Consider the following 25,241-nt stretch of genomic DNA (forward strand, 5'->3'; position numbering starts at 1 on the left):
TGATGGCAATTTAATGCTGACGCTCTCCGGAGCGTCATCATACAGTCATCATTCTGTCGTGAAATAAAGGACTGGGAGCCCCTCTTTAATCCAAGAGAGTGCTCCCAGTCCTTTTTTTATCGCCAGAGAAAGCCATGACCACCACAGAACAGCTGAGTGCCTTGAGTTCCATACTGGCTCAAAGCGGTTTGCACAGCTTGTTCCAGCCGATCATTTCCCTCTCTGAGCGACGTATTGTCGGTTACGAAGCCCTCAGTCGCGGGCCCTCCAACAGCCCGCTGCACTCTCCCCTCGCACTGTTCGCCGTCGCCCGTCAGGCCGGCCGCCTGAGCGAGCTGGAAATCGCTTGCCGTCAAAGCGCCTGCCGACGCTTCAATGATCAGCAACTGCCCGGCAAACTGTTCCTCAACGTTTCCCCTGAATCCCTGCTCGAAGCCGCCCACCAACCCGGTCGCACCCTGCAACTGCTGCAGGATTTCGGCATACCGCCGAGTCAGGTGGTGATCGAACTGACTGAACAAACCCCGACCGACGATTTCGAGCTGCTGCAAGCCGCGCTGCATCACTATCGAGCGATGGGGTTTTCCATTGCCCTGGATGATCTGGGCGCAGGCTATTCGAGTTTGCGGCTGTGGTCTGAATTGCGTCCGGACTACGTGAAGATTGATCGACACTTCATCGACGGCATTCACCAGGATGCCCTCAAGCGCGAATTTGTCGGCTCGATCCTGCAAATTGCCAAGGCCTCACGGGCACAAGTGATCGCAGAAGGTATCGAGTTATCGGAAGAACTCGCAGTGTTGAGCGAGATGGGCGTCGATCTGGTCCAGGGCTACCTGCTCTGTCGGCCTCAAGAGCACCCGCCCCGGGATGCCCGAGCGATGATGCCCAAACACGACAGCTGCGCCGTGGCGCTGAACGATGAAGGCAGTGACCTTAGCGCCCTGCTCAACGACCAACCGGCAGTGGGTCGCGATACACCGACCGCCACCGTCCTGGAAGCCTTTCGCCGCCAGGCCAACCTGAACTCCCTGGCGGTACTCGACGAGCAAGGCCAGCCCTGCGGCATCGTCCACCGGCATTCGCTCTCCGATGCCTTGCTCAAGCCTTTTGCCACCGACCTGTTCGCCCGCAAGCCGATCAGCCGTTTAATGAGTGATGACTTCCTCGCCGTTGAGATGAGCCAGTCGTTGCAACAAGTGAGTCGCCTGATCACCAGCCGCGCGCGGCAGCGCATCGAAGAAGACTTCATCATCACCCTCAACGGCGGTTACCTGGGGCTGGGCCGAGTGATCGACGTACTCAAACTGATTACCGAACTGAAGATCCAGCAAGCCCGTTACGCCAACCCGCTGACCCTGCTGCCGGGCAACGTGCCGATCCAGCAATGCCTGTCGCGACTGCTGCAACAGCAACGGGAGTCGGTGATCTGCTACGTCGACATCGACAGTTTCAAACCCTTCAACGACATCTACGGCTACGGCCGTGGAGACGAAGTCCTGCTGTGCCTGGCGCAATGCCTGAATGATCGCGTCGACCCTTCCCGCGACTTTGTCGGCCATATCGGCGGCGATGACTTCCTGCTGGTACTCGGCCCGGAAGACTGGCGCAAACGCTTGAACCAGTTGCTGGACGACTTCCAAAGCCAATGCCGACGCTTTTATCGCAGCGAACATCTGGAAGCCGGCTGCTTCATCGCCCCAAACCGCCAGGGTGTGCGTCAGGAGTTTGCATTACTGTCACTGTCGATCGGCGTGGTGCATTTACATCCCCAGGCCTGTGGACAACTCGATGCAAGCCAGCTGGCGGAGATGGCATCGCAGGCCAAGCATCACGCGAAGAATGTGCCGGGGTATAGCGTGCATGTGATTGATAGCCTGGCGGTGCCTGAAGCCGAAGAAGAATTGCTCGTCGGGCAGCGGTGATTGTTGATCTTGATCGTTCACACGCTCTGCATGGGAACGATCATTCAACTAAGGCAACCTTAATTCGTAATTGGAGGCTCGGAGTGACGAGACTCCAGCTCTTTGAGTTTGATCTCCGCCAACGGATGTCCTGCTTTGGCGGCCATCTCCCAAAACCGCGCGGCTTCAACCGCATCCGGCGCCTTGCTCGGCGTTCCGGCGAGACTGATCACACCTACTTGATACGCCGCTTTGCCATCCCCCGCCAACGCCGCCAGGCGCAGCAATCGAACACCCTCCTCACGAGCCCCAAGGCCGACGCCGCGAAAGGTCAGGATGTGGCCGTAGAAGCTCTGGGCGCCAACATCACCCAGGTTCGCCATGCGTGCGAACTGGCCTTCAAGCCAGCTCCAGCCACGCGGCTGACGCACAAACCACGACCAGTGAAACAAGCGGCGAGCCAGCCAGTAGCTGGCCCGTGCTTTGAGTTTTAAAAACACTCAGGCCTCCGCCGATTCCGGGTACTCGTACTCGAACACCCGCACCACTTCCGAGGCATGCCACGACGCTGCGGCGATGCCATCGGAAGGGCCGGAGAAACGCCCTAAACGCTCGACACATTCAAAGAATCCAGTGCGCGGCAGGCGGCTGGCGCCCTGGCTGATCACCAGCGAACTGCGCAATGGCTGCTCGGCCTTGGCGTCCAGCGCGGCCAGATGTTCAAGGGCGGCGGTCAAGGTTTGCATGGCCGGTGTGGGCAGTTGCAAACGTTCAAGCAACGCCCGGTATGTCAGAAGATGACGCTGGCGGCGTGCCTGATCCAGTTCGCCCAGCAACCCGTCCCAATGTTGACGACTGATGCGTACGCTCACGATTCATCCCTCCACCCTGGCACCGTCAACTCCCAGGCCAGGCTGCGGCGAATCGCTGCGTCGGGTAGACGCTCGCCACTTTCGATCAAGGCCAGATAAGACGGGCTGATGCCTACCGTGCGGGCCAACGCCTCGATGGCGATGCCCTTCCCTTCGCGCAAACTGCGTAGTTGATCCAGACCCGGAAGAATCTGGTCTGGTGTTGCTGCGTGACGCTCTGGGGCGACCCGCGGCGGTTGTTCATTGATGCCTGCTGCTTTTAGTAGAGCCTGATACTGAGCCCATGGCAGAACCGCATACTCAGGCTCTCCTTCGCGTGTAATTATCTGAATATCCATGACTACCCCGTAGGACAACAACACTTAGCGAGTCGGCACTTTTCCCTAGAAGTGTAATCCTAACAGCGGCCAAGGTCGCGGGGGTATCAATCTATGGATGAGACTGAATCAATTCAGTTTTTTTTCGGACCCTGAAGTTGAAGTTGTTCCGGGGTATCGGGCAGGCGTTCAACCACTGCAAGCTTTTCCGGCAACTGACGCTTGCGCCAGGCGCGGAAGGCATTGAGTTCGTCGTCGAGGACTGTCATCAGCCAGGCCAGCACCGCGATGTCATCGAGCATGCCAAACACGGGGATGAAATCCGGTATGGCATCCACCGGACTAAGGAAGTACATCAGGCCAGCCACGACCGATATCAGGGCTTTTGGGCTGATGGCCCGATATTCTCCGCGCCAGTAAGCCAGGCAAAGTGCCTGCAACAGGCGTAGATCATCCTTGAGCTTACCCAACCGGTTACCCTGGCTGGCACCTTTGCTGGCCACGGCGAAGAGTAAGGTTGGCAAACGTCCACGCGCGAGCAGGCGTCCGGCCAGAGGCAGGAAACGAGCGAAACTCCAGGGTGTTTTCATCATTCCTCCCACTGAAATGTTATCCACACAAATTGTGGATAACCTTGTGAACAGAGCTGCTTTTCATGGCTGAAAGCCCCGTTTCATAAGGGCCCAACTCAGATCGGGCGTTTTTTACTCACATAAAAAAACCCAAGATTTCATTGACTTGGCGCTCTGGCGCGGCTAGCACGGGCGTCCTCAATGGCTATGACTCCAGCCTACAGCATCCGTTCGCTTTGTTTACCTTCGCTGAACGCCAGATGCAACAACGCCCCGCATAAGCGAGGCGTTGTTTTTAAAGCAGACGCTGATTACTTGGCAGTAGCGTCTTGTTTTGCTGGATCCTTGATCCCCAGCAGTTCCAGGTCGAATACCAGCACCGAGTTGGCTGGAATCGCCGGGCTTGGGCTTTGGGCGCCGTAGGCCAGTTCGCTAGGGATGTACAGTTTGTACTTCTCGCCAACGTGCATCAGTTGCAAGCCTTCGACCCAACCCGGAATCACACCGCTGACCGGCAGATCGATCGGGCTGCCACGCTCGACTGAACTGTCGAAAACGGTGCCGTTGGTCAGGGTACCGGTGTAGTGAACGGTCACTACGTCGGTCGGCTTAGGCTGTGCGCCATCGGCTTTCTTGACTACTTCATACTGCAGGCCCGAAGCGGTGGTGGTTACACCGGCTTTCTTGGCATTGTCTTCGAGGAATTTTTTGCCGGCAGTTGCCGACTCTTCGCTCATTTTGGCCATACGCTCTTCAGCACGCTTTTGCAGTGCTGCGAAGGCTTCGACCAGTTCGTCATCCTTCAGCTTCTGTTCTTTCTTGCCGACGGCATCTTCGATGCCTTGGGCTACGGCTTTGGAGTCCAGATCATCCATGCCTTCCTGAGCCAGGCTCTTGCCCATGTTCAGGCCAATCCCGTAGGAAGCTTTTTGCGCCGGAGTTTTCAGCTCTACGCTGGTCTGCGAATCACAACCCGCAAGTACCAGGCTAACCAGGGCCACCGCCGCCGCCAACCGATGCTGTTTCATGCTATTTCCTTGTTCATGCGCCTAAAGGGCAATCGAATAAAGCCGCGAGCTTATCAGGCGGCCACGACCAATGGCTACCGGCATGAGAGCAGGAAACTTCTGATAAGTTCAGGTGTTTCAACGCATTTCGGGAATGAGCCGATGAAGCTTCTGTCATCTTTGCGCTCATCAGAGACCGATACCGGATCCCCCAGCATCTGGCGTAATGGCCACTTGCCGCACCCTAGGTGCTGAGGCATAAGGAAGCTATAAATCGACAAGGACGTTTATCTTGCGCTTCTTCTTCCGCTTGCTGGTTTTGCTCGCAGTGCTGCTGGGGCTAGGCCTCGCCGTGGTGCTGTACTACGTCGCCAACCCGAAACTGCCGGCCTGGTCACCCGCGCAGCAGGTGCACTATCTGGAGCAATGGAGCGCCGCCGACCGCGAGATTTACTACTTCACGCCCCAGGGTACTCAGGTCAAAGGCTTGCGCTATGACTGGTTCAAGGCCCTCGAATTACCGTTCTCGCAACAGCGATTCGCAGCTCCCGAATACCTCGCCCGCTTCGGTTTTCTGATCGACCCCAGGCAGAGACCCACGCCGAACAACCCCGGCAATCTGCCAGTGGGCTTTGCCCGTCATCAGAACCCTGGAAGCCAGGACGAGTTTCTGGATATTACTTGCGCCGCCTGCCACACCGGCGAACTGCGCTTTAACGGCCAGGCCGTGCGCATCGATGGCGGCTCGGCGCAGCACGTTCTGCCATCCAGCGTTCCTACGTTGCGCGGCGGCAGTTTCGGACAAGCGCTGGTAGCGAGTCTGACGTCGACTTACTACAACCCGTGGAAATTCGAACGTTTCGCACGCAACGTATTGGGCCAGGACTACGATACCCGGCATCAACAAATGCGCAAAGACTTCAAAGTCTCTCTCGACACCTTCTTGAAGGTGGCCTGGAACGACACCCATCGCGGGCTCTATCCCACCGAAGAAGGCCCCGGCCGCACCGACGCTTTCGGCCGCATTGCCAACGCCAGTTTCGGCGATGCGATTTCCCCCGCCAACTACCGTGTAGCCAACGCTCCGGTCGACTATCCGCAACTGTGGGACATGTGGACCTTCGACTGGGTGCAGTGGAACGGTTCGGCGCAGCAACCGATGGCCCGCAACATCGGTGAGGCCTTGGGTGTGGGCGCCACGCTGAATTTCTTCGACGCTAACGGCCAACCGTTTAAAGGAGACGCCCGTTATCCATCCAGTGTCCGCTTGCGGGATCTGCACCTGATCGAACAAACCCTGCAACGGCTCAAACCACCGGCCTGGCCGGAAGAACTGCTGGGCACCATCGACAAAACCCAGGCTGCAAAAGGTCGTGAGTTATTCACCGAGAACTGCGCCGGCTGCCATGTACCTCGATCGGTCCAGAGCGACGGGCGCTGGGTGCAACATTTGAAAATGCTGCCCGTGGAGTTCATCGGCACAGACCCGGGCGCGGCCAATAACATCGCCGACCATCGCTTCGACCTCACAGCCTTGCAATGGGACCCGGCAGAGCTGGCGCAACTGGATGTGCAATTGCAGCCGACGCCCACTGAATCGCTGGATTTGAGCAAGCTCTCGTCGGCTAAAGGGTTAGCCTACGTCACCGCTTTCGTCGGAAACCGGGCCTTCCTTGAAGCAAACATTCCTACGGCCGAACGACCGGACATGGATGGCTTCGGCCTGCCGATTGGCGTGCGCGAATTGCGCGCCTACAAGGCGCGACCATTGGCGGGAGTCTGGGCGACCGCACCGTTTCTGCATAACGGTTCGGTACCGAGTATTTATCAGTTGCTCTCGCCCCAGGATGAACGCACAACCACCTTCTACAAAGGCACTTTCGAGTACGACCCCAGGCACCTGGGTTATCGCACCGAGGCCTTCACCAATGGCTTCATGTTCGACACACGCATCACCGGCAATCACAACAGCGGCCACGAATTCCGGGCAGGCAAGCGTGGCAACGGCGTCATTGGTCGCCTGCTGCAACCAGAAGAGCGCTGGGCGCTGCTGGAGTATCTGAAAGTGTTGGGCGGTCCGTTAGAGGCACAATTGCCATGAGCAGACTCTGGATGTGTTTTGGCGCCTTTCTCGGCAAAACCCTGCTGTGGTCGCTGGGCCTTGGATTGCTCGGCTGGGCGCTGGCCACGGCGTGGTTCACCTGGCAGCACAGCGGCCCGGTTTCGGCTGAAGAACTGATTCCGGATGGTGAATCAGCGATGACCCAAGACATCATCCAGACGGCCGTGCGCATTGTCGATCAGCACCGTGAAAGCACCCGCTACCTGCGCGACGCCCATGCCAAGGCCCATGGCTGCGTGAAAGCCGAGGTTCAGGTGCTGCCGGATCTGGCGGGCGAACTGCGTCAGGGTGTGTTCAACGAACCCGGCAAAACCTGGCAAGCGACGATGCGGCTGTCCAACGGCAATGCCTACCCGCAGTTCGACAGCATCCGCGATGCACGGGGCATGGCAATCAAGTTGCTCGATGTGCCCGGTAAACAACTGCTGCATGACCAACAGAGTCGCGGTGAACAGGACTTCGTGATGTTCAGCCATCCGAATTTTTTCGTCAGCGATGTCGCCGAGTATCGTCAGAATGTAGCCGCACAGGCTGACGGCAAGAAGCTGATGGCGTTCTTTCCGCGCTGGGACCCGCGGACCTGGCAGGTTCGCCATCTGTTTATCGCGTTGGCGACACTCTCACCCGCCCCGGAAAGCCCGGCCCAGACGACTTACTTTTCGGTTTCGCCCTACAAATTCGGCGAAGCCAATGCCAAGTTCCGCGTCATGCCCGATCCGGCAAGCTGCCCGACTTACACCCTGCCTGCGCAAAACCAGAACTTGCCGAACTTCCTGCGCAATGCGCTGAACCAGCAACTGTCGACCGACCGGATGCCGGCCTGCTTCGTCCTGCAGATTCAGCGCCAGGACCCGGCCAGGTACATGCCGATCGAAGACACGAGCATTGAGTGGCAGCAAAGCGATGCTCCATTCGAGACCGTGGCGCGGATCAAAGTACCCGCCCAGGACTTCGATACGCCTGTGCTGAACGTGCAATGCGATAACCAGTCGTTCAACCCGTGGTTTGGCCTTGAGGCTCATCGCCCCATTGGCGGCATCAATCGGTTGCGCAAAGCCGTGTACGAAGCCGTGAGCGACTACCGACACAGCCGCAACGCCGAACAATAAGAAGGCAGAACGAAAGAAAGCGACCCGAAGGTCGCTTTCTCGGTGGAGCCTCGGCAGAAGCCAAACCCCAGACAGCAAAAAGCCCGCATCAAGCGGGCTTTCTGTGGTGACCTGGCGCTCAGCGTTCCAGGTGACCGAATATGGCGCAGCGGACGGGACTCGAACCCGCGACCCCCGGCGTGACAGGCCGGTATTCTAACCGACTGAACTACCGCTGCGCGTAGCGTTGAAAGTAAGTGGTGGGTGATGACGGGATCGAACCGCCGACATTCTGCTTGTAAGGCAGACGCTCTCCCAGCTGAGCTAATCACCCTTTACCTTCGTTGCGGGGCGCATTGTGCCACAGATTTTCATAAAGTGTTGATTTAATTGAATAATTTTTCAAAAAAATCTGAAAACCCATAAAACGACGCGACCTGCAGGAACAACTTGCAAACTTTTGGCAGAAAAAACCCGCGTTAAGCGGGCTTTTCCGTGGTGACCTGGCGTTCAGCGTTCCAGATAACCGAATATGGCGCAGCGGACGGGACTCGAACCCGCGACCCCCGGCGTGACAGGCCGGTATTCTAACCGACTGAACTACCGCTGCGCGTAACACTGGAAGCGAATGGTGGGTGATGACGGGATCGAACCGCCGACATTCTGCTTGTAAGGCAGACGCTCTCCCAGCTGAGCTAATCACCCTTCACTTTCGGTGTGGCGCGCATTCTACGGAGCGACCACATCTCTGGCAAGCACTTTTTACATTAATTTTTTCAGGCCTTCCAAAGGCTTAGAGAAGGGTTGGCCTATGGCGCTGCGAAGAGAATAATGCCCCCCTTTGTATAAAGGAGAGACTCGCCCCATGTGGTTCAAAAACCTGCTTATCTATCGCCTGACCCAAGATCTGCCTTTTGATGCCGAGGCGTTGGAAACTGCACTGGCCACCAAACTGGCGCGTCCATGTGCAAGCCAGGAGTTGACCACCTACGGTTTCGTCGCGCCATTCGGCAAGGGCGAAGATGCTCCGCTGGCGCACATCAGTGGCGACTTCCTGCTGATCGCCGCCCGTAAAGAAGAACGCATTCTGCCGGGCAGCGTCGTGCGCGACGCGGTGAAGGAAAAGGTCGAAGAGATCGAAGCCGAACAAATGCGCAAGGTCTACAAAAAGGAACGCGATCAGATCAAGGATGAAATCATCCAGGCTTTCCTGCCGCGCGCCTTTATTCGTCGTTCGTCGACTTTCGCTGCCATTGCGCCGAAACAAGGCCTGATCCTGGTCAACTCGGCCAGCCCGAAACGTGCCGAAGACCTGTTGTCCACCCTGCGTGAAGTCATCGGCACGCTGCCGGTACGTCCGCTGACCGTGAAAATGTCGCCGACCGCCACCATGACTGAATGGGTCACCACCCAGAAAGCCGCGGACGATTTCTTCGTGCTGGACGAGTGCGAGCTGCGTGACACCCACGAAGACGGCGGCATCGTGCGTTGCAAGCGCCAGGACCTGACCAGCGAAGAAATCCAGCTGCACCTGAGCACCGGCAAAGTGGTCACTCAGCTGTCGTTGGCCTGGCAAGACAAGCTGTCTTTCGTTCTAGACGACAAGATGGTGGTCAAGCGCCTGAAGTTCGAAGACCTGCTGCAAGACCAGGCGGAACAGGACGGTGGCGAAGAAGCCCTCGGCCAACTGGATGCCAGCTTCACCCTGATGATGCTGACCTTCGGCGACTTCCTGCCGGCGCTGGTTGAAGCGCTAGGCGGCGAAGAGACTCCGCAAGGAATCTAAAACTTTGTGATATCCCACTGTGGGAGCGAGCCTGCTCGCGAAGGCGTCATATCAGTCAGCATCATTGTTGAATGACAGACCGCTTTCGCGAGCAGGCTCGCTCCCACACTGGTTTTATGGTGTTACTCAAGAATAAGGATCAGGCCATGCGTGCCCTCGCCGCTTTAAGCCGCTTCGTCGGCAACACCTTCGCTTACTGGGTGCTGATTTTCGCCGTCGTGGCGTTCCTGCAACCGACCTGGTTCATCGGCCTGAAGGGTGCGATCGTGCCGCTGCTGGGGCTGGTGATGTTCGGCATGGGCCTGACCCTCAAACTTGAAGACTTCGCCGAAGTCGCTCGCCATCCATGGCGCGTGGCCCTGGGCGTGGTTGCGCACTTCGTGATCATGCCCGGTGTGGCGTGGTTGCTTTGCCAGGCTTTCCACTTGCCGCCGGAGATCGCTGTCGGCGTCATCCTGGTCGGTTGCTGCCCTAGCGGCACCTCGTCGAACGTGATGACCTGGCTGGCCCGCGGCGATCTGGCGCTGTCGGTGGCCATCGCCGCTGTCACTACCCTCCTCGCCCCGCTCTTGACCCCGGCTCTGATCTGGCTGCTGGCCTCAGCCTGGTTGCCGGTGTCGTTCATGGAGCTGTTCTGGTCGATCCTGCAAGTGGTGCTGTTGCCGATCGTGCTTGGCGTGGTTGCCCAGCGCCTGCTGGGTGATCGGGTTCGCCACGCGGTGGAGGTGCTGCCGCTGATCTCGGTGGTGAGCATCGTCATTATCGTCACAGCCGTGGTGGCCGCCAGCCAAGCGAAGATTGCCGAATCCGGCCTGCTGATCATGGCCGTGGTGATGCTGCACAACAGCTTCGGCTATCTGCTGGGTTACTTCACCGCAAGGCTGTTCAAGTTGCCACTGGCCCAGCGTAAATCCCTGGCGCTGGAAGTCGGCATGCAGAACTCCGGGTTGGGTGCGGCCCTGGCCAGTGCGCACTTCTCACCGCTGGCGGCGGTGCCGAGTGCGTTGTTCAGCGTCTGGCACAACATCTCCGGGGCGCTGCTCTCGACGTATTTCCGCCGGATGAGCGAGAAAGAGGATCGGGAAACTGCGGCGCAGCAGGCTATCGACTGATCCGAAAACTTGATCCCCCGGTTAATGATGGGCACTCTATCGCACAACGCGAGGACGACCTCGCGGCTCGATCGAGTCATTAATCTGGGGACGACCCCGTCAATCGATGGAGGTCTCTCATGTCCTGGATCATTCTGTTTTTCGCCGGCCTGTTCGAAGTTGGCTGGGCCGTCGGCCTGAAATACACCGATGGCTTCAGTCGCCCTCTCCCCACCGCATTGACCGTTGCCGCCATGGCCATCAGCCTTGGCTTGCTGGGCCTTGCCATGAAGGAATTGCCGCTGGGCACGGCCTACGCGATCTGGACGGGTGTCGGTGCGGTCGGGACGGTAATTGCCGGGATCATTCTGTTCGGTGAATCCATGGCGTTGTTCAGGCTCGCCAGTGTGGCGTTGATCATTTCCGGGCTGGTTGGGCTGAAGATCAGCGCCTGACTGTTTGCTGCCATTACGAAAAAGCCCGCCACCCCTATTGATATAGACAGGGGGAGCGGGCTTTTTCAATGGTGTGTATTGACCGATCAGCTCTCGGCCAGCTCCATGCGTTCACGCGCGACAGGAGCTATTTGCGCACGCTCAAGCTGCATGCAACGCTCCAGAAACAGGAACATGTAGTCGTAGCTCTTGCAGACGGCCTGACGCAATTCCACTTGCAGGGATTTACTTGGATTCATACCCGCCAGCGTGCAGATGATTTCCAGGGCTTCCCACGGATGGGCATCGTCGTACTGGGCATGCATTTTTAACCACTTCATGGCCCGCTTGCGATCTTCTTCCGGGAATGAGGCCGCGTAGACACCACTGGAACAGACCAGCGCCGACCACTCCCCGGTCGCACCTTCAATGGCGTAGTTGGTGGCGGCAATGGCAACGATCAGCGAATCCGACGAACTGGTGTGCCAGCACCAGTGGCTCAAGGCGTGAAGTTCAGGGGCAACCTTTTGCGCTTGCAGATCTTCCAGGCTGACGCCGTGAGCACGGCTCCAGTGCACCCAGTAATCGGCATGGTTCAATTCGACGCGAATGTTACGCATCAACCAGCGACGTGCCATGTCTTCACCTGGATGGCGGGCAAAGCGAGTCTTGGTCAGGTTCTGTGCCATATATAACGCGAACTGTTCGACTACCGGCCAGCCACCAATCAGGTACTGGCGCATGGTCTTTGCACTGAGTTTGTTATCACGCAGACGCTGATACAGTTCGTGTTCGACAACCCGGCGTTTGCTCTCGCTGCAATCCTGGATCAGGCGTTGAGCCCAGGCGGGATAACTTGCAGCTTCCATGAGTGGTCCGGTTCGGTTGAATGTGTCGATCACTGTCGAGCTCCTTTTGATTGTGATTATAAGGATCAGCAAGAGATTTCAACGGAACGTGCCAGGCGCCTTGAATAACAAAGGCTGAGGCCTGGCTGGACGACTTTGTAAACTGTCGCTGGTAAACAAATGCGGGCGTTCAATAACATACCCTTGAGCGTAATCCACCCCGATCTCCAGCAATGCCTGCTCGATCTGGGGTGTTTCAACAAACTCGGCAATCGTACGTTTACCCATAACATGACCGATGTGATTGATCACTTCGACCATGGCGCGGTTAATCGGGTCGTCCAGCATATCCTTTACGAAACTCCCGTCGATCTTCAAGAAGTCTACAGGTAAATGTTTCAAATATGCGAATGAGGACATTCCGGCGCAAAAGTCATCCAGTGAAAAGTGGCAACCTAAACCTTTGAGTTCATTAATAAATCTGATTGCACTTCCGAGATTGGAAATAGCACTGGTTTCAGTGATTTCAAAACAAATCATTTCAGGCGGTATGGAGTAAGTAACAAACTGTTCACGCAGGAAGTGCAGAAACGCCTCATCTCCGATAGTTGTGCCTGACAGATTAATCGCACACATGGCCAACGGTCCTTTGTGCTGTTCGGCTATGCATTGGGCAATAACTTTGAAAACGTTTTGTACAACCCAGCGGTCAAGGGACGTCATCAGACCATAGCGCTCAGCAGCCGGAATAAAGCTGTCGGGCAAAATCATGCGTCCAGCTTCGTCATGCAGGCGCAACAGAATTTCGATATGTCCACCGCCCTTCTCGATATGACCAAGGGGCGCGATTTCCTGGGCGTACAGACAGAAGCGGTCTTCTTCCAGCGCCATGTGCAAGCGCTGCACCCAAGCCATCTCGCCGAAGCGCAGGGACAGTTCCGAATCATCGGCGTGATAGACCTGAACCCGATTGCGGCCCTTTTCCTTGGCCATGTAGCAGGCCATGTCGGCAGCGCGCAGCGAGGCTTCGAGAGTGGTCGGATTCTGAGCGACGTGAACCAGCCCGATGCTCACAGTGGTCACGAACGGTCGGCCTTTCCAGACGAAGTGCAGGTTCTGCACGGTCTGACGCAGGCCCTCGGCGATTTTTTCTGCGGCTTCCGGGGCGCAGTTCTCCAGCAGGATGCCAAACTCGTCGCCACCCAGGCGGGCCAGGGTATCGCCTTCGCGCAAACCGGATTGCAACAGAGCGCAGATATGCCGCAGCAACTCGTCACCCGCCGCATGGCCGCAGGTATCGTTGACCAGTTTGAACTGATCCAGATCGAGGAACATCAAGGCATGGCGCCCCGAATGCCGCGCCAGGATGTGCAGCGCCTGTTCCAGGCGATATTCGAACTCGCGGCGGTTGGCGAGCCCGGTCAAGGCGTCATGGGTCGCCTGCCAGGACAGATTGGCAATGTACTGTCGCTCCTGGGTCATGTCGTGCAGCACCAGCACCGTGCCGCTGACCTTCCCGGCGTTGCGGATCGGCGCACCGACCAGAGTGACCGAAACCGTGCTGCCATCCAGGCGCTGGATCAGTTTTGAGTGTTCGCTGCCACCGCTCAGCTGTCCGCTCAAAATGTGCTCGATCAACGTGAAGCCTTCGGCCTGAGCGTTCTCGTCCAGCAGATTGAACAGCGCCGCCAGCGGCAAACCCGTCGCCTGCTCGGCCTTCCAGTGAGTCAACGCCTCGGCGGCCGGGTTCATGTAGGCGATTGCGCCTTCGACATTCGTGGTGATCACGCCATCGCCAATCGATTGCAGGGTGATCTGCGCTCGGTCCTTCTCCAACTGCAGGGCCTCGGCGAACGCATTGCGGTGCTTGAGCAGTTTGTGGGTGCGCATCAAGGCCAGCGCAATCAAGCCCAGGGCCGTGGCGAGGTTGGTCACCAGCAACAGCCGCAGGATCACCCGTGAACCTTCGCCCAAGGCATCGCTGAAGGCTTTCGCCGCCGGTGTCACACCCTCATTGATGGCGAATATCTGGTCTTTCCAGCGCTTGATGTCAGCCTCGGCGGCCTGACTGACAGGAATGTGCTGATGCATTTCCTTCGCAACGTCATCGAGTTGCACCAGGTACGCGTCGCCCACTGTCCAAAGGTCGATAGCTTTTTCGAGGTAACTGAAGTGCCGGAAATTGAGGTAAAGCCAGATAACACTGGAAACGTCATCCGGGTGGTTACCTCCCTTGAGGATCGCCACACGTGCCGCTTCGATATTGGGTGGCCGATGATCCAGCGCCACTCGCAACTCATGGCCCCCCTGCGGTACGGCAATGGCGTTCTGGTATTTGACGTAAATCGTCTCGTCGCGGCTGTCGGCGTAGAGATTAAGGTAATAGATGGCGTCTTTTTGGCCTTTGGACCACAGGCTTTCCCCGGCAACGTAGCCGCGAACCGCCGACAGAACGTAAAGACTGACACCCCCCAACAGGGCCTGAAATAACACGACGGCGATGAATGGCCAGACGATGCCCAACAACCGTGGCGTTCCGAGAGTCCGCGCTTGATTCATGAGGTCCCTTGTTTTAGCACTGCCCGATCATCATCCAACGTGATCGCTACAGCTAGACTAGGGTGCGTTCTCGATCCCGGCAAGCGAGTAGCCGCTACTGCTGCGGGGAAGTGTCTATAAGTCACTGCTTTTTGAAGCGCAGCAGACAAACAAAGCGAACAACAGCTCCACGGCAAGACTTTCCATCACCTATCTATTATTCGGACCCGCACTCCATCGCCCTTGAGCGATGTGCTGCTGTGCGCATTGGCTAGTGCTGCTGCAAATGCCCATAAAGCTTGGCGTACAACCCTCCATCGGCAATCAACTGCTGATGGTCGCCATCCTCGGCAATTTGTCCGCCATCAAACACCAGCACCCGATCAGCCTGCTTCACCGCGGACAACCGGTGCGCAATGATCAGCGTGGTGCGATTGCTCAAGAACCGCGCCAACGCCTGGTGCAGGTTGTATTCGGTGGCGGCATCCAGCGCTGAGGTGGCTTCGTCGAGGATCACCACCTTGGGCTCGGCCAGGACCATCCGCGCAATCGCCAGGCGTTGACGCTGCCCGCCGGATAGCCGCACGCCGGAACGTCCGACGATGCTGTCCAGGCCATTGGGCAATTCCCGAACGGTGTTGTGCAGTTGCGCAATTTCCAGCGCTTGCCAGCAGGCTTCGTCGCTGCGCTCGCGGCCCATGGTCAGGTTGGCGCGGATGGTGTCGTTGAACAGCGCCGGGTGTTGCAGGACCACGGCGACATTTTCCCGCACGGTTTCCAGACCGATCTCTTGCTGGGTCGAACCACCGAAGCGGATCGTCCCGGCAAGCGGCGTGTACAGGCCCAGCAGCAACTGCACCAAGGTACTTTTTCCGCCACCGCTGGCGCCGACAATCGCGACTTTTTCGCCGGGGGCGATCGACAGGTTCATCTGGTTCAACACTAGTTCGTCGCCGTAACCGAAACTCAACCCCTGGACTTCGATGCCCACGGTTTCGCGACCGTTGAACGGGTCCACTCCACCCGGGTATTCAGGCTCATCGGCCCGGGCCAGCAACTCGTTGATCCGAGACAGCGCGCCGCCGGCCGCGTAATAGGCGTACTGCAGATTCAGCAGCTGTTCCACCGGACCGATCATGAACCACAGGTAGCTGAACACCGCGAGCATCTGGCCGATGGACAGGTCGGAAAACAGCACGGTGAGCATCGCCGCCGCACGGAAAATATCGATACCGAACTGGAACAGCAAGCCGCTGGCACGGTTCGAGGCATCGGTTTTCCACTGCGACGTCACCGCGTAATCGCGTACTTCACGAGCACGTTGACCGAGGCGCCCAAGAAAAAAGCCCTGACGGTTGCCGGCGCGCACTTCCTGAATGGAATCGAGGGTTTCGGTGAGTGCCTGGGTGAAACGCGAGGTGCTGTCGTTCTCGAGTTTCTTCAGGTGTTTGACCCGCTTGCCCAGCAGTACCGTGGCGTAGATCACCAGCGGGTTGAACAGCAGGATCAGCAACGCCAGCTTCCAGTGCATCCACATCAGGATGGACGCGGTGCCGACCAAGGTCAGCATGGCCACAAGGAAACGACTGAGGGTTTCGCCAACGAATTTGTCCACAGTGTCCAGGTCGGTGACCAGATGCGTGGTCACCGTGCCGCTGCCCAGGCTTTCGTATTCGCCCAGGGAAATGCGCTTGAGTCGTTCGATCAGCCGTGTGCGAATGCGATACACGATGTCCTTGGCCAGTGCCGCAAACAACTTTGCCTGCACCACGTTGAACAGCAAGGCGCCACAGCGCAGCAACAAGGTCACCAGCAGCATCAGGCCGATGTAGCCCGCCGCTTTCTGCCAGTTTTCGGGCAGCGCGTGGTTCATGATCTTCAGCGCAGAGTCGCCATGGCCCAGCAGCACCTCGTCCACCAGCAACGGCAGGAGCAAGGGAATCGGCACGCTGCACAACGTTGCCAGCACGGCCACGCCGTTGGCGATCCACAGGGACTTCTTGTGATGCAAGGCCAGGCGACGGATTTCCGCCCAGCTTAGACGGTCGACACGTGTAGCGGTTGCGGCGTTGTCAGGCTGGTCATGCACAGGCAGCGCGCTCCAGCCAGCGGCCGAGCAACGGAGACAATACGCTGAGAGGCTGATAGCCATTGGTCAACAGCGCCAATTGACCATCACGTTCAGCCAGCAAGGTAGGGAAACCGGCAATGCCCAGGTCCTGGACCCACGTGAAATCGGCAGCCGTCGCGGCGTGCATATCGGCACGGTCGAACGCAGCGGCGAACTCGATGCGCGGCAGACCGGCCTGCTCCGCCAGCTCCACCAGAACACTGGCGTGAGTGACGTCGCGCCCTTCGGCGTAAAACGCATGCTGAATCAGCCCGAGCAGTTTCCACGCACAATCCGGCGCCAGGCTGCGCGCGGTCACCAGCGCCCGACAGGCAGGTTCGGTGTCGTAGACAAACCCGTCGGGCAACGCGCCTTCCAGCTTGAACGGTTGACCCGTGGCTTCGGTGACCGCCTGCCAATGCTCAAGGATGTAGCGCCGGGTGGTCGGTTCCAGCGCGGAGCCGCTGCCGGTACGCAAACCACCCACCACCAGGTGCACGTCCACCCCCGCTGCTTGCGCCTGCTCGACCAGCGCGTTGGCCACCGGCGCGAAGCCCCAGCACCAGGAACACATCGGGTCCATCACATAGAGCAGGCGTTGCACAGACATGGTTCAAGCCTCGGAAGGAGTTTGCTTGTAGTTGTAGCCGATCGGGTGAGGCAGGTTGCGAGCCTTGGCCAGTTCGATCTGCTTTTGCCGGTCGATGGCACTGCGACGAGTCTTCTCGCTCAGCTTATCCCAGCAATGCGGGCAACTGATGCCGGCCACGTAGTGCTCGGACGCGCGGTCGGAGGCGCTGATCGGTGTACGACAGGCATGACATTGATCGTAGTCGCCTTCGCTGAGGTCATGACGAACGGTCACGCGGTTATCGAACACGAAGCAGTCGCCCTGCCATTTGGTTTCTTCCTGCGGCACCTCTTCGAGGTACTTCAGAATGCCGCCCTTGAGGTGGTAGACCTCGTCGAAGCCCTGGCTGAGCATATAGCTCGACGCCTTTTCACAACGAATGCCGCCGGTGCAGAACATCGCGACTTTCTTGTGCACGGCCGGGTCGAAATTGGCTTTGATGTAGTCGGGGAATTCGCGAAAACTGGTGGTCTTCGGGTCGATGGCGCCTTCGAAGGTGCCGATCGAGACTTCGTAATCGTTGCGGGTGTCGATCAACAGCACTTCCGGATCGCTGATCAACGCGTTCCAGTTCTCTGGATCGACGTAGGTGCCGACCTTCTTGTTCGGATCCACGCCTTCGACGCCGAGGGTAACGATTTCTTTCTTGAGTTTGACTTTGGTGCGATAGAACGGCTGGTCGTCGCAGTACGACTCTTTGTGGTCGATGTCGTCCATGCGTGGGTCGTTCTTGAGCCAGGCCATCAGCCCGTCAATGCCTTCGCGGCTGCCGGACACGGTGCCGTTGATGCCTTCTTCGGCGATCAACAGGGTGCCTTTGATGCCGTTGTCGACCATCGCTTGCAGCAGCGGCTCGCGCAGGGCGACGTAATCTTCCAGGGTGACGAACTTATACAGTGCCGCCACGACAATCTGTTGTGTCATGGGTGATTCTCCAGGTGGCTACCCTCGTAAGGGGTGAACCGGATGCGAAAAAAAACGCGCCGGGTGAGCGGCGCGTTGCGGATTCTAGCAAAAAACCGATGCTTAATGCTTGCTGCCGCCAGCACAGGTCGGCGAGGCCGGAGCCGCGTCGATCTGTGCCCATTCCTCTGGCGTGTAGGTATGCAGCGCCAACGCATGGAACTCGCCCATCAGCTCGCCGAGCGTGCCGTAGACTTTCTGGTGACGCTTGACGCGGTTGAGCCCTTCGAACTGCTGGCTGACCACCACGGCTTTGAAGTGGGTCTGCAACCCACGGCTGTGCATGTGGCTTTCATCCAGCACTTGCAGATGCTGCGGCTGCAACAGGCCCAGCGTCGATTCGATGCGTTGTTGCATGGTCATACCGAACTCCGCTTAAGGCTTTTTCTTGGCTGGAGCAGCGGCGCCTTTAGGCTCCAGCTCGGCGGTCATGTCAGCCAGCAGTTTGTTGACCACAGGCACGGCGCTTTCCAGCTTGGCTTGAGTCATCTGGGCCGATTGCTGAGTCAGCTGCGGCATTTTTTCCAGGACTTTCTTGCCCAGTGGCGACTGGTAGAACGCGACCAGGTCTTTCAGCTCGGATTCGCTGAAGTTGGTGGTATAGAGCTTGACCATGTCCGGCTTCAGCTTGTTCCAGCCAATGGCTTGGTCCAGCGCGGCGTTGGCTTTGGCCTGGTAGGTTTCCAGCAAGGCTTTTTTCGATTCAGGTGCTTTGGTCTGTTCAAAGCGTTGAGCGAACATTTGCTGCACTTGCATGTACACCGGAGTGCCCAATTTGTCAGCGTGCGCCAGGGTCAGGAAAGCTTCGGCACTGGCGTTGTGGCTGGCGGTATCGGCAAAAACAGGGCCGCTGGCGCAAACCAGTGCAACCGCGGTACAGATGGCACGAAGACGAGTCATCGAGTTTCCTTTTCTAGCAGGCGAGGTCATTACCCCAAGGGCGACCATTCTGCACCTAAAAAAGTGTGTCACTCAACCCCAAGCCTTGTCGGGCCTGATTTAGAGGGGTTGAACGGTCAAATTCCAGACTGATGGAACCACGGCCGGCGATCACAGCCTAAACTGCGCTATCAGACCTACAGGAGTGTGCATGATGAGCCGTATCGAAACCGACAGCCTTGGCCAGGTGGAAGTCCCGGATGAAGCCTACTGGGGCGCTCAGACGCAACGCTCGCTGATTAACTTCGCCATCGGCAACGAAAAAATGCCGCTGGCAGTGCTGCATGCCCTGGCGCTGATCAAGAAAGCCGCGGCGCGGGTCAATGACCGCAACGGTGACCTGCCCGCCGACATCGCCCGGCTGATCGAACAAGCCGCCGACGAAGTGCTCGACGGCAGCCATGACGACCAGTTCCCGCTGGTGGTCTGGCAGACCGGCAGCGGCACCCAGAGCAACATGAACGTCAACGAAGTGATCGCCGGTCGCGCCAACGAACTGGCCGGTAACGCTCGTGGCGGCAAGTCGCCGGTTCACCCTAACGATCACGTCAACCGCTCCCAGAGTTCCAACGACTGTTTCCCGACCGCCATGCACATCGCGGCAGCCCAGGCAGTGCAACAGCAATTGCTGCCGGCGATCAACGAACTGTCGGGCGGATTGGCCGAGCTGTCCGCACGACACATGAAACTGGTCAAGACCGGTCGCACCCACATGATGGACGCGACGCCGATTACCTTCGGTCAGGAACTGTCGGCGTTCATCGCGCAACTGGATTACGCCGAGCGGGCGATCCGCAGCGCGCTGCCGGCCGTCTGTGAACTGGCCCAGGGCGGCACCGCAGTCGGCACCGGGCTGAACTCGCCCCACGGTTTTGGCGAAGCCATCGCTGCCGAGCTGGCCGCCCTCTCCGGCCTGCCGTTCGTCACCGCACCCAACAAATTCGCTGCCCTCGCTGGCCATGAGCCGCTGACCACGCTGTCCGGTGCGCTGAAGACCCTCGCCGTGACCCTGATGAAAATCGCCAACGACCTGCGCCTGCTGGGTTCCGGGCCGCGAGCAGGCTTTGCCGAAGTGAAACTGCCGGCCAACGAACCGGGCAGCTCGATCATGCCGGGCAAGGTCAACCCGACCCAGTGCGAAGCCCTGTCGATGCTGGCTTGTCAGGTATTGGGCAACGACGTCGCCATTGGCTTTGCCGCGAGTCAGGGGCACCTTCAACTGAACGTGTTCAAACCGGTGATCATCCACAACCTGCTGCAATCGATCCGCCTGCTCGGCGATGGCTGCAGCAACTTCCAGCAGCATTGCATCGCTGGTCTGGAACCGGATGCAGAGAAAATGGCTGAACATCTGGAGCGTGGGTTGATGCTGGTGACGGCGCTGAATCCGCACATTGGTTATGACAAATCGGCGGAAATCGCCAAAAAGGCTTATGCAGAAGGGCTGACCTTGCGCGAGTCGGCGTTGCAGTTGGGGTATCTGACGGATGAAGAGTTTGATGCGTGGGTAAGGCCGGAGAATATGCTGGAGGCTGGCGCCAAGGGTTAAGCTTTGTAGCGACCATCAGATCGACTTCGCGAGCAGGCTCGCTCCCACATTGGATCGCATCCTCCTGTGGGAGCGAGCCTGCTCGCGAAGAACGATGACCCGGATTACCCTGCTGCAATCCTAACGCGACGGGCTCTGAGCCCGGCAATCAACGACGGCCCCAACGCCACCAGCGCCGACCCCAGCACCACCAGCACCGCCCCGCCATAACCCAGACCATTGATCGTCTCGGCATGCACATAGTCCGGCCACATCCATGCGGCCACCGCCACCGCAACGAACGTCACCAACGGCGTGATTGCCAACGTCGCACTGACCCGCGACGCCTCCCAATGCGCCAGAGCTTCGGCAAACGCGCCATAGGCGATCAGGGTGTTCATGCAGCACGCCAGCAGTAGCCAGCCTTGCAGCGGACTCAGTTGTAGCACTTCCAGCGGATGCACCCACGGCGTCAACAACAGCGCGCAGAACAGGTAGATCACCATCATCACCTGCAGCGAATTCCACACCGTGAGCAATTGCTTCTGACCCAAGGCGTAGAACGTCCAGACCGTGGACGCCAACAACACCAACAGCACGCCGGCGGTGTAATCGGTCAGCGAGGTCAGCAACTCGGCCAGCCGCTGATTGAAAAACAGGGCAAAGCCAATCAACAGCACCAGCAGGCCAATCCCCTGCCCCACGCTGAACCGTTCCTTGAACACAAACAGACTGGCGATCAGCAACATGATCGGCCCCATCTGCACCACCAGTTGCGCAGTGCCGGGGCTAAGCAGGTTCAGGCCCTTCAGGTACAGCACATAGTTGCCCACCAGGCCGAGCACCGCCATCAACACCAACCAGCCACCACGCGGCCCGAGCACCTTGCGGCTCGGCAGGCGTTTGGTCGCCGCCAGATAAATGAACAGGCACCCGCCGGATACGATCAGGCGAAACCAGGTCACCGTCACCGGGTCCATCACCAGCAGCACTTGCTTGAGTTTGATCGGCAGGATTCCCCACAGCAGCGCGGTCACCAAGGCCAGGAACAGACCGTAAACCCAGCGACCCGATGAAATGTGCATTGCGAACCCCGAAGCCAAGTGGCGAGAAAGGTCATTCTAGGCTCAGAGCCGTTCGGCACACAGGGACAGTTGGGCGTTGGCCGCGAATGAAACTGTGCGGGTCGCACCATTAAATTGGCGCTATGCCGTCGATCGGCTGGCCAGGCGTTGCAAGTGGTTCATGCATAAGCTCATGGGATTCGCCAACAGGAACATTCCTCAGGAGATCGCCATGTACGGCAAGCGCGCCCAGGACAATGCCCCCGCCACTCACTTTCGCTGTGACCGGGTGTGTCGCGTGAATGGAAGTTTGTATTTCAGCACCCGGGAAAACACCCTTGAAGGGCCGTTTGAAAATCCGGAGAAGTTGGCGCGGGAGGTACAGGCTTACATTGAGCGGATGCTGCTTTTGCGTATGAGCCTGTAGACCGCGGCGCCTCCATTCGCGAGCAGGCTCGCTCCCACATTGGATCTATGTCGCACACTAGATCCCTGTGGGAGCGAGCCGGCTCCGGGCGGCGATCCGACGAAGGCGGTTAATCAGGCAATGCAAATCTTGCGGATTTAACGCACCGCTTCAAACAACCCGGTCGCACCCATCCCGCCACCCACACACATGGTGACGATGCCGTAACGCACGTTGCGGCGCTGCAATTCACGCACGAGATGCCCGACCTGACGCGAACCGGTCATGCCGAACGGATGGCCGATGGAAATCGAGCCGCCATTGACGTTGTACTTGTCGTTATCGATTTCCAGCCGAATGCGGCTGTGCAGGCATTGCGAGGCGAACGCTTCGTTGAGTTCCCACAGATCAATGTCGGCAACCTGCAAACCCTTGGCTTTGAGCAACTTCGGCACCGAGAACACCGGACCGATGCCCATTTCATCCGGCTCGCAACCCGCCACGGTGAAACCACGGAAGAACGCCTTGGGCTTCAACCCCAGTTCCAGTGCTTTTTCCAGGCTCATTACCAGCGTCATCGACGCGCCATCGGACAGCTGCGAAGAATTGCCCGCCGTCACCGAACCGTCTTCGGCAAACACCGGTTTCAATCCCGCCAGGCTTTCCAGGGTGGTGCCCGGGCGATTGCAGTCATCGTGATCGACGATGCCGTCAAGAATCTGCACCTGACCGGTGGCCTTGTCTTCAACCCGATACTTCACCGCCATCGGCACGATTTCATCGTCAAACAATCCAGCGGCCTGAGCCTGAGCAGTACGTTGCTGACTTTGCAGCGCGTACAGATCCTGTTCTTCACGAGTGACGTCGTAACGACGAGCGACGATTTCGGCCGTCTGGCCCATCGGGAAATAGATGCCGGGCACCTGCTCTTTCAGCAGCGGATTGATCAGGTTGTCGGTGTTGATGCTTTTCATGGTCAGGCTGATGGACTCGACGCCACCGGCGACGATGATATCGCTGCAACCCGAAGCAATCTGGTTGGCGGCGATGGCGATCGCCTGCAGGCCCGACGAGCAAAAACGGTTGAGGGTCATGCCGGCAGTGCCGGTGCCCAGGCGCGACAGCACCGCGATGTTGCGACCGATGTTGAAGCCCTGGCCACCTTCGTTGGAACCGGCACCGACGATGCAGTCCTCGACGCTGGCCGGGTCGATGCCCGAGCGCGCCAGCAGCGCATTGACGCAGTGGGCCGCCATGTCGTCCGGACGGGTCAGGTTGAACTTGCCGCGAAAGGATTTGGCCAGGCCGGTCCGCACGCTGTCGACGATCACCACTTCACGCATGGCATACCTCATTGTTGTTGTCGGTTGAGAGTGGACCGAGCATAAGTCCACTGCATTACCGACCGCGACAATCATTCACCCCGCGTATGCGCAACCATCGCTCACTTCTTGTGCTGTTTCACTTTCCTGTCGTGTTTGTCGGACTTTTCGAAAGCCTCTTCCAGCGCCAGATTGATGGTGCGCAGGACTTTGACCCGCGCCCAGCGCTTGTCATTGGCTTCCACCAGCGTCCAGAGCGATATCTCGGTGCTGGTGCGATCGACCATGTCACCGACCGCCGCGCGGTAGTCGTCCCATTTGTCACGATTGCGCCAGTCATCTTCGGTGATCTTGAAACGCTTGAAGGGAATTGCTTCCCGGGCCTGGAAACGCTCCAGTTGCGTCTGCTTGTCGATGGCCAGCCAGAACTTGACCACAATCACCCCGGCCTCAGCGATCTGCTCTTCGAAATCATTGATTTCGCTGTAGGCCCGCAACCAGTCAGCCGGCGGGCAAAAGCCTTCGACGCGTTCCACCAGCACCCGCCCGTACCACGAACGATCGAACACCGTGAACTTGCCCTTGGCCGGGATGTGCCGCCAGAACCGCCAGAGGTACGGCTGCGCCCGTTCCTCTTCGGTGGGCGCGGCAATCGGCACGATGCTGTACTGGCGTGGATCGAGGGCTGCCGCAACCCGGCGGATCGCCCCGCCCTTGCCTGCCGCATCATTCCCCTCAAACACCGCCACCAAGGCGTGCCGACGCATGCGTTTGTCGCGCATCAGGCCGGAGAATCGTGCCTGTTCGGTAATCAATTGTTCTTCGTAGTCGTCCTTGTCCAAGCGCTGGGTCAAATCCAGGCTGTCGAGCAGGTTCAGTTGATCGACATGGATGGGCAACGGCGCGGCATTGACCTTGTCGGGATGGACCTCGGGACGCTTCAGAGCATTTTGCAGGCCTTCGAGCAGGATCTTGCCCACCGCCAGGCTGCGGTAATGAGGGTCCACTCCTTCGATCACATGCCAAGGCGCGTAGTCGCGGCTGGTACGGCGCAACACGCGTTCGCCGTATTTCACGAACTTGTCGTAGGTTTGCGATTGTTGCCAGTCCAGCGGACTGATGCGCCAACTGTGCAGCGGGTCATCCGCCAGGGCCTTGAGCCGCGCCTTCATTTGCTTCTTGGAGAGGTGGAACCAGAACTTGAAGATCAGCGCGCCTTCGTCGCAGAGCATTTTTTCAAAGCGCTCGGACTGGTTGATCGCCTGATCCAGCACCGGGTCCTTGAACAAGCCATGAACCCGGCCTTGCAGCATCTGGCTGTACCAGTTGCCGAAGAAAACCCCCATGCGGCCCTTGGCCGGGAGCATCCGCCAGTAGCGCCAGGCCGGTGGCCGCGCCAGCTCTTCGTCGGTCTGCTGATCGAACGTGCGGACCTCGATCAAGCGTGGGTCCATCCATTCGTTAAGCAACTTGACCGTCTCGCCCTTGCCGGCGCCTTCGATGCCATTGATCAGAATGATCACCGGAAAGCGGCGCTGCTGGTGAAGTTCGAACTGCGCTTCGAGCAAGGCTTCACGCAGGGCCGGTTCTTCGGCGTCGTAGGTTTCTTTGTCGATGGCGTGACCGATTTCGGCGGATTCGAACATGGGACGGCTCCTTCCAGGATTGAGCAAGACTAGCGGATTGAGTTGTTTTCCGT

General features: G+C 58.6%; 23 protein-coding genes and 4 tRNA genes. 8 read left to right on the forward strand and 19 right to left on the reverse strand.

Annotated features, from left to right (window positions below; all coding sequences use genetic code 11):
* Nucleotides 1–134: 134 nt before the first annotated feature.
* Complete coding sequence (locus JFU47_RS09305; protein ID WP_201182618.1) at nt 135–1,925, forward strand: bifunctional diguanylate cyclase/phosphodiesterase; 1,791 nt, start codon at nt 135–137, stop codon at nt 1,923–1,925.
* Between the two features lie 59 nt (nt 1,926–1,984).
* Here JFU47_RS09305 and JFU47_RS09310 read toward each other — a convergent pair whose 3' ends face one another.
* The 5 genes from JFU47_RS09310 to JFU47_RS09330 all read right to left on the reverse strand — a co-directional run bounded on the left by JFU47_RS09310 (nt 1,985) and on the right by JFU47_RS09330 (nt 4,693).
* A complete protein-coding gene (locus JFU47_RS09310; RefSeq protein WP_201182620.1) occupies nt 1,985–2,404 on the reverse strand; it encodes a sel1 repeat family protein in 420 nt (139 codons plus the stop codon).
* Nucleotides 2,405–2,776, reverse strand: a complete 372-nt coding sequence (locus tag JFU47_RS09315) for a hypothetical protein (RefSeq protein ID WP_059401930.1) — start codon at nt 2,774–2,776, stop codon at nt 2,405–2,407.
* On the reverse strand, nt 2,773–3,114 hold the full coding sequence (locus JFU47_RS09320; RefSeq protein ID WP_123369006.1) for a helix-turn-helix domain-containing protein: 342 nt from the start codon (nt 3,112–3,114) through the stop codon (nt 2,773–2,775). The genes JFU47_RS09315 and JFU47_RS09320 overlap by 4 nt, the downstream gene beginning before the upstream one ends.
* A gap of 113 nt (nt 3,115–3,227) precedes the next feature.
* On the reverse strand, nt 3,228–3,683 hold the full coding sequence (locus JFU47_RS09325; protein ID WP_201182622.1) for a YkvA family protein: 456 nt from the start codon (nt 3,681–3,683) through the stop codon (nt 3,228–3,230).
* A 293-nt stretch (nt 3,684–3,976) separates the two neighbouring features.
* Nucleotides 3,977–4,693, reverse strand: coding sequence for an FKBP-type peptidyl-prolyl cis-trans isomerase (locus JFU47_RS09330; RefSeq protein ID WP_123368986.1), 717 nt, complete (start codon nt 4,691–4,693; stop codon nt 3,977–3,979).
* 271 nt (nt 4,694–4,964) lie between these two features.
* On the opposite strand from JFU47_RS09330, the gene JFU47_RS09335 reads away from it, so the two are divergent.
* Together JFU47_RS09335 and JFU47_RS09340 are read left to right on the forward strand one after the other, a co-directional pair.
* Complete coding sequence (locus tag JFU47_RS09335) at nt 4,965–6,773, forward strand: di-heme-cytochrome C peroxidase (RefSeq protein ID WP_201182624.1); 1,809 nt, start codon at nt 4,965–4,967, stop codon at nt 6,771–6,773.
* Nucleotides 6,770–7,903, forward strand: coding sequence for a catalase family protein (locus JFU47_RS09340; protein WP_201182626.1), 1,134 nt, complete (start codon nt 6,770–6,772; stop codon nt 7,901–7,903). Before JFU47_RS09335 ends, JFU47_RS09340 begins: the two co-directional genes overlap by 4 nt.
* 141 nt (nt 7,904–8,044) lie before the next feature.
* Here the strand turns inward: JFU47_RS09340 and JFU47_RS09345 are convergent.
* From JFU47_RS09345 to JFU47_RS09360, 4 genes are all read right to left on the reverse strand, one after another.
* Nucleotides 8,045–8,121: transfer RNA gene (locus JFU47_RS09345), tRNA-Asp, on the reverse strand.
* A 19-nt stretch (nt 8,122–8,140) separates the two neighbouring features.
* Nucleotides 8,141–8,216, reverse strand: a tRNA-Val gene (locus tag JFU47_RS09350).
* A 199-nt stretch (nt 8,217–8,415) separates the two neighbouring features.
* Nucleotides 8,416–8,492, reverse strand: a tRNA-Asp gene (locus tag JFU47_RS09355).
* Nucleotides 8,493–8,511: 19 nt separating this feature from the next.
* Nucleotides 8,512–8,587, reverse strand: a tRNA-Val gene (locus JFU47_RS09360).
* A gap of 160 nt (nt 8,588–8,747) precedes the next feature.
* Between JFU47_RS09360 and rdgC the strand changes: the two genes are divergently transcribed.
* The 3 genes from rdgC to sugE all read left to right on the forward strand — a co-directional run bounded on the left by rdgC (nt 8,748) and on the right by sugE (nt 11,214).
* Complete coding sequence (gene rdgC, locus JFU47_RS09365; protein WP_046056543.1) at nt 8,748–9,668, forward strand: recombination-associated protein RdgC; 921 nt, start codon at nt 8,748–8,750, stop codon at nt 9,666–9,668.
* Between the two features lie 146 nt (nt 9,669–9,814).
* Nucleotides 9,815–10,780 carry a bile acid:sodium symporter family protein gene (locus JFU47_RS09370; protein WP_201182628.1) on the forward strand — a complete coding sequence of 322 codons (966 nt, stop codon included), beginning with the start codon at nt 9,815–9,817 and terminating at the stop codon, nt 10,778–10,780.
* A 119-nt stretch (nt 10,781–10,899) separates the two neighbouring features.
* On the forward strand, nt 10,900–11,214 hold the full coding sequence (gene sugE / locus JFU47_RS09375; protein ID WP_008151200.1) for a quaternary ammonium compound efflux SMR transporter SugE: 315 nt from the start codon (nt 10,900–10,902) through the stop codon (nt 11,212–11,214).
* Between the two features lie 86 nt (nt 11,215–11,300).
* Here the strand turns inward: sugE and JFU47_RS09380 are convergent, their stop codons facing one another.
* From JFU47_RS09380 to JFU47_RS09410, 7 genes are all read right to left on the reverse strand, one after another.
* On the reverse strand, nt 11,301–12,062 hold the full coding sequence (locus JFU47_RS09380; protein WP_207202899.1) for a TenA family transcriptional regulator: 762 nt from the start codon (nt 12,060–12,062) through the stop codon (nt 11,301–11,303).
* Nucleotides 12,063–12,140: 78 nt separating this feature from the next.
* Nucleotides 12,141–14,600 (reverse strand): EAL domain-containing protein, encoded by a 2,460-nt coding sequence (locus tag JFU47_RS09385; RefSeq protein ID WP_201182632.1) that lies wholly within the window; start codon nt 14,598–14,600, stop codon nt 12,141–12,143.
* A gap of 250 nt (nt 14,601–14,850) precedes the next feature.
* Nucleotides 14,851–16,668 (reverse strand): ATP-binding cassette domain-containing protein, encoded by a 1,818-nt coding sequence (locus tag JFU47_RS09390; protein WP_201182634.1) that lies wholly within the window; start codon nt 16,666–16,668, stop codon nt 14,851–14,853.
* The gene (locus tag JFU47_RS09395) at nt 16,661–17,263 is read right to left on the reverse strand and encodes a DsbA family protein (RefSeq protein ID WP_201185189.1); all 603 of its coding nucleotides are present in this window, start codon (nt 17,261–17,263) and stop codon (nt 16,661–16,663) included. Before JFU47_RS09395 ends, JFU47_RS09390 begins: the two co-directional genes overlap by 8 nt.
* A gap of 39 nt (nt 17,264–17,302) precedes the next feature.
* Nucleotides 17,303–18,244 (reverse strand): oxygen-dependent tRNA uridine(34) hydroxylase TrhO, encoded by a 942-nt coding sequence (gene trhO / locus JFU47_RS09400; RefSeq protein WP_046049127.1) that lies wholly within the window; start codon nt 18,242–18,244, stop codon nt 17,303–17,305.
* A gap of 102 nt (nt 18,245–18,346) precedes the next feature.
* The gene (locus tag JFU47_RS09405; RefSeq protein ID WP_008151216.1) at nt 18,347–18,646 is read right to left on the reverse strand and encodes a BolA family protein; all 300 of its coding nucleotides are present in this window, start codon (nt 18,644–18,646) and stop codon (nt 18,347–18,349) included.
* Between the two features lie 12 nt (nt 18,647–18,658).
* Nucleotides 18,659–19,183 carry a DUF2059 domain-containing protein gene (locus tag JFU47_RS09410; RefSeq protein ID WP_033055281.1) on the reverse strand — a complete coding sequence of 175 codons (525 nt, stop codon included), beginning with the start codon at nt 19,181–19,183 and terminating at the stop codon, nt 18,659–18,661.
* A gap of 193 nt (nt 19,184–19,376) precedes the next feature.
* On the opposite strand from JFU47_RS09410, the gene JFU47_RS09415 reads away from it, so the two are divergent.
* Entirely contained in the window at nt 19,377–20,771 is a 1,395-nt protein-coding gene (locus JFU47_RS09415) for a class II fumarate hydratase (RefSeq protein ID WP_140683344.1), read from the forward strand.
* A 104-nt stretch (nt 20,772–20,875) separates the two neighbouring features.
* Here the strand turns inward: JFU47_RS09415 and JFU47_RS09420 are convergent, their stop codons facing one another.
* Nucleotides 20,876–21,835 carry a DMT family transporter gene (locus JFU47_RS09420; protein ID WP_201182636.1) on the reverse strand — a complete coding sequence of 320 codons (960 nt, stop codon included), beginning with the start codon at nt 21,833–21,835 and terminating at the stop codon, nt 20,876–20,878.
* 211 nt (nt 21,836–22,046) lie between these two features.
* Between JFU47_RS09420 and JFU47_RS09425 the strand changes: the two genes are divergently transcribed.
* Nucleotides 22,047–22,241 (forward strand): DUF6316 family protein, encoded by a 195-nt coding sequence (locus JFU47_RS09425; RefSeq protein WP_201185191.1) that lies wholly within the window; start codon nt 22,047–22,049, stop codon nt 22,239–22,241.
* Nucleotides 22,242–22,378: 137 nt separating this feature from the next.
* Here the strand turns inward: JFU47_RS09425 and JFU47_RS09430 are convergent, their stop codons facing one another.
* Entirely contained in the window at nt 22,379–23,563 is a 1,185-nt protein-coding gene (locus tag JFU47_RS09430; RefSeq protein ID WP_140894282.1) for a thiolase family protein, read from the reverse strand.
* A gap of 101 nt (nt 23,564–23,664) precedes the next feature.
* On the reverse strand, nt 23,665–25,188 hold the full coding sequence (gene pap / locus JFU47_RS09435; RefSeq protein ID WP_201182638.1) for a polyphosphate:AMP phosphotransferase: 1,524 nt from the start codon (nt 25,186–25,188) through the stop codon (nt 23,665–23,667).
* Nucleotides 25,189–25,241: the final 53 nt, after the last annotated feature.

It is taken from the genome of Pseudomonas sp. TH39(2020), from assembly GCF_016650715.1.
GTDB classification, from domain to species: Bacteria; Pseudomonadota; Gammaproteobacteria; order Pseudomonadales; family Pseudomonadaceae; genus Aquipseudomonas; species Aquipseudomonas mandelii_C.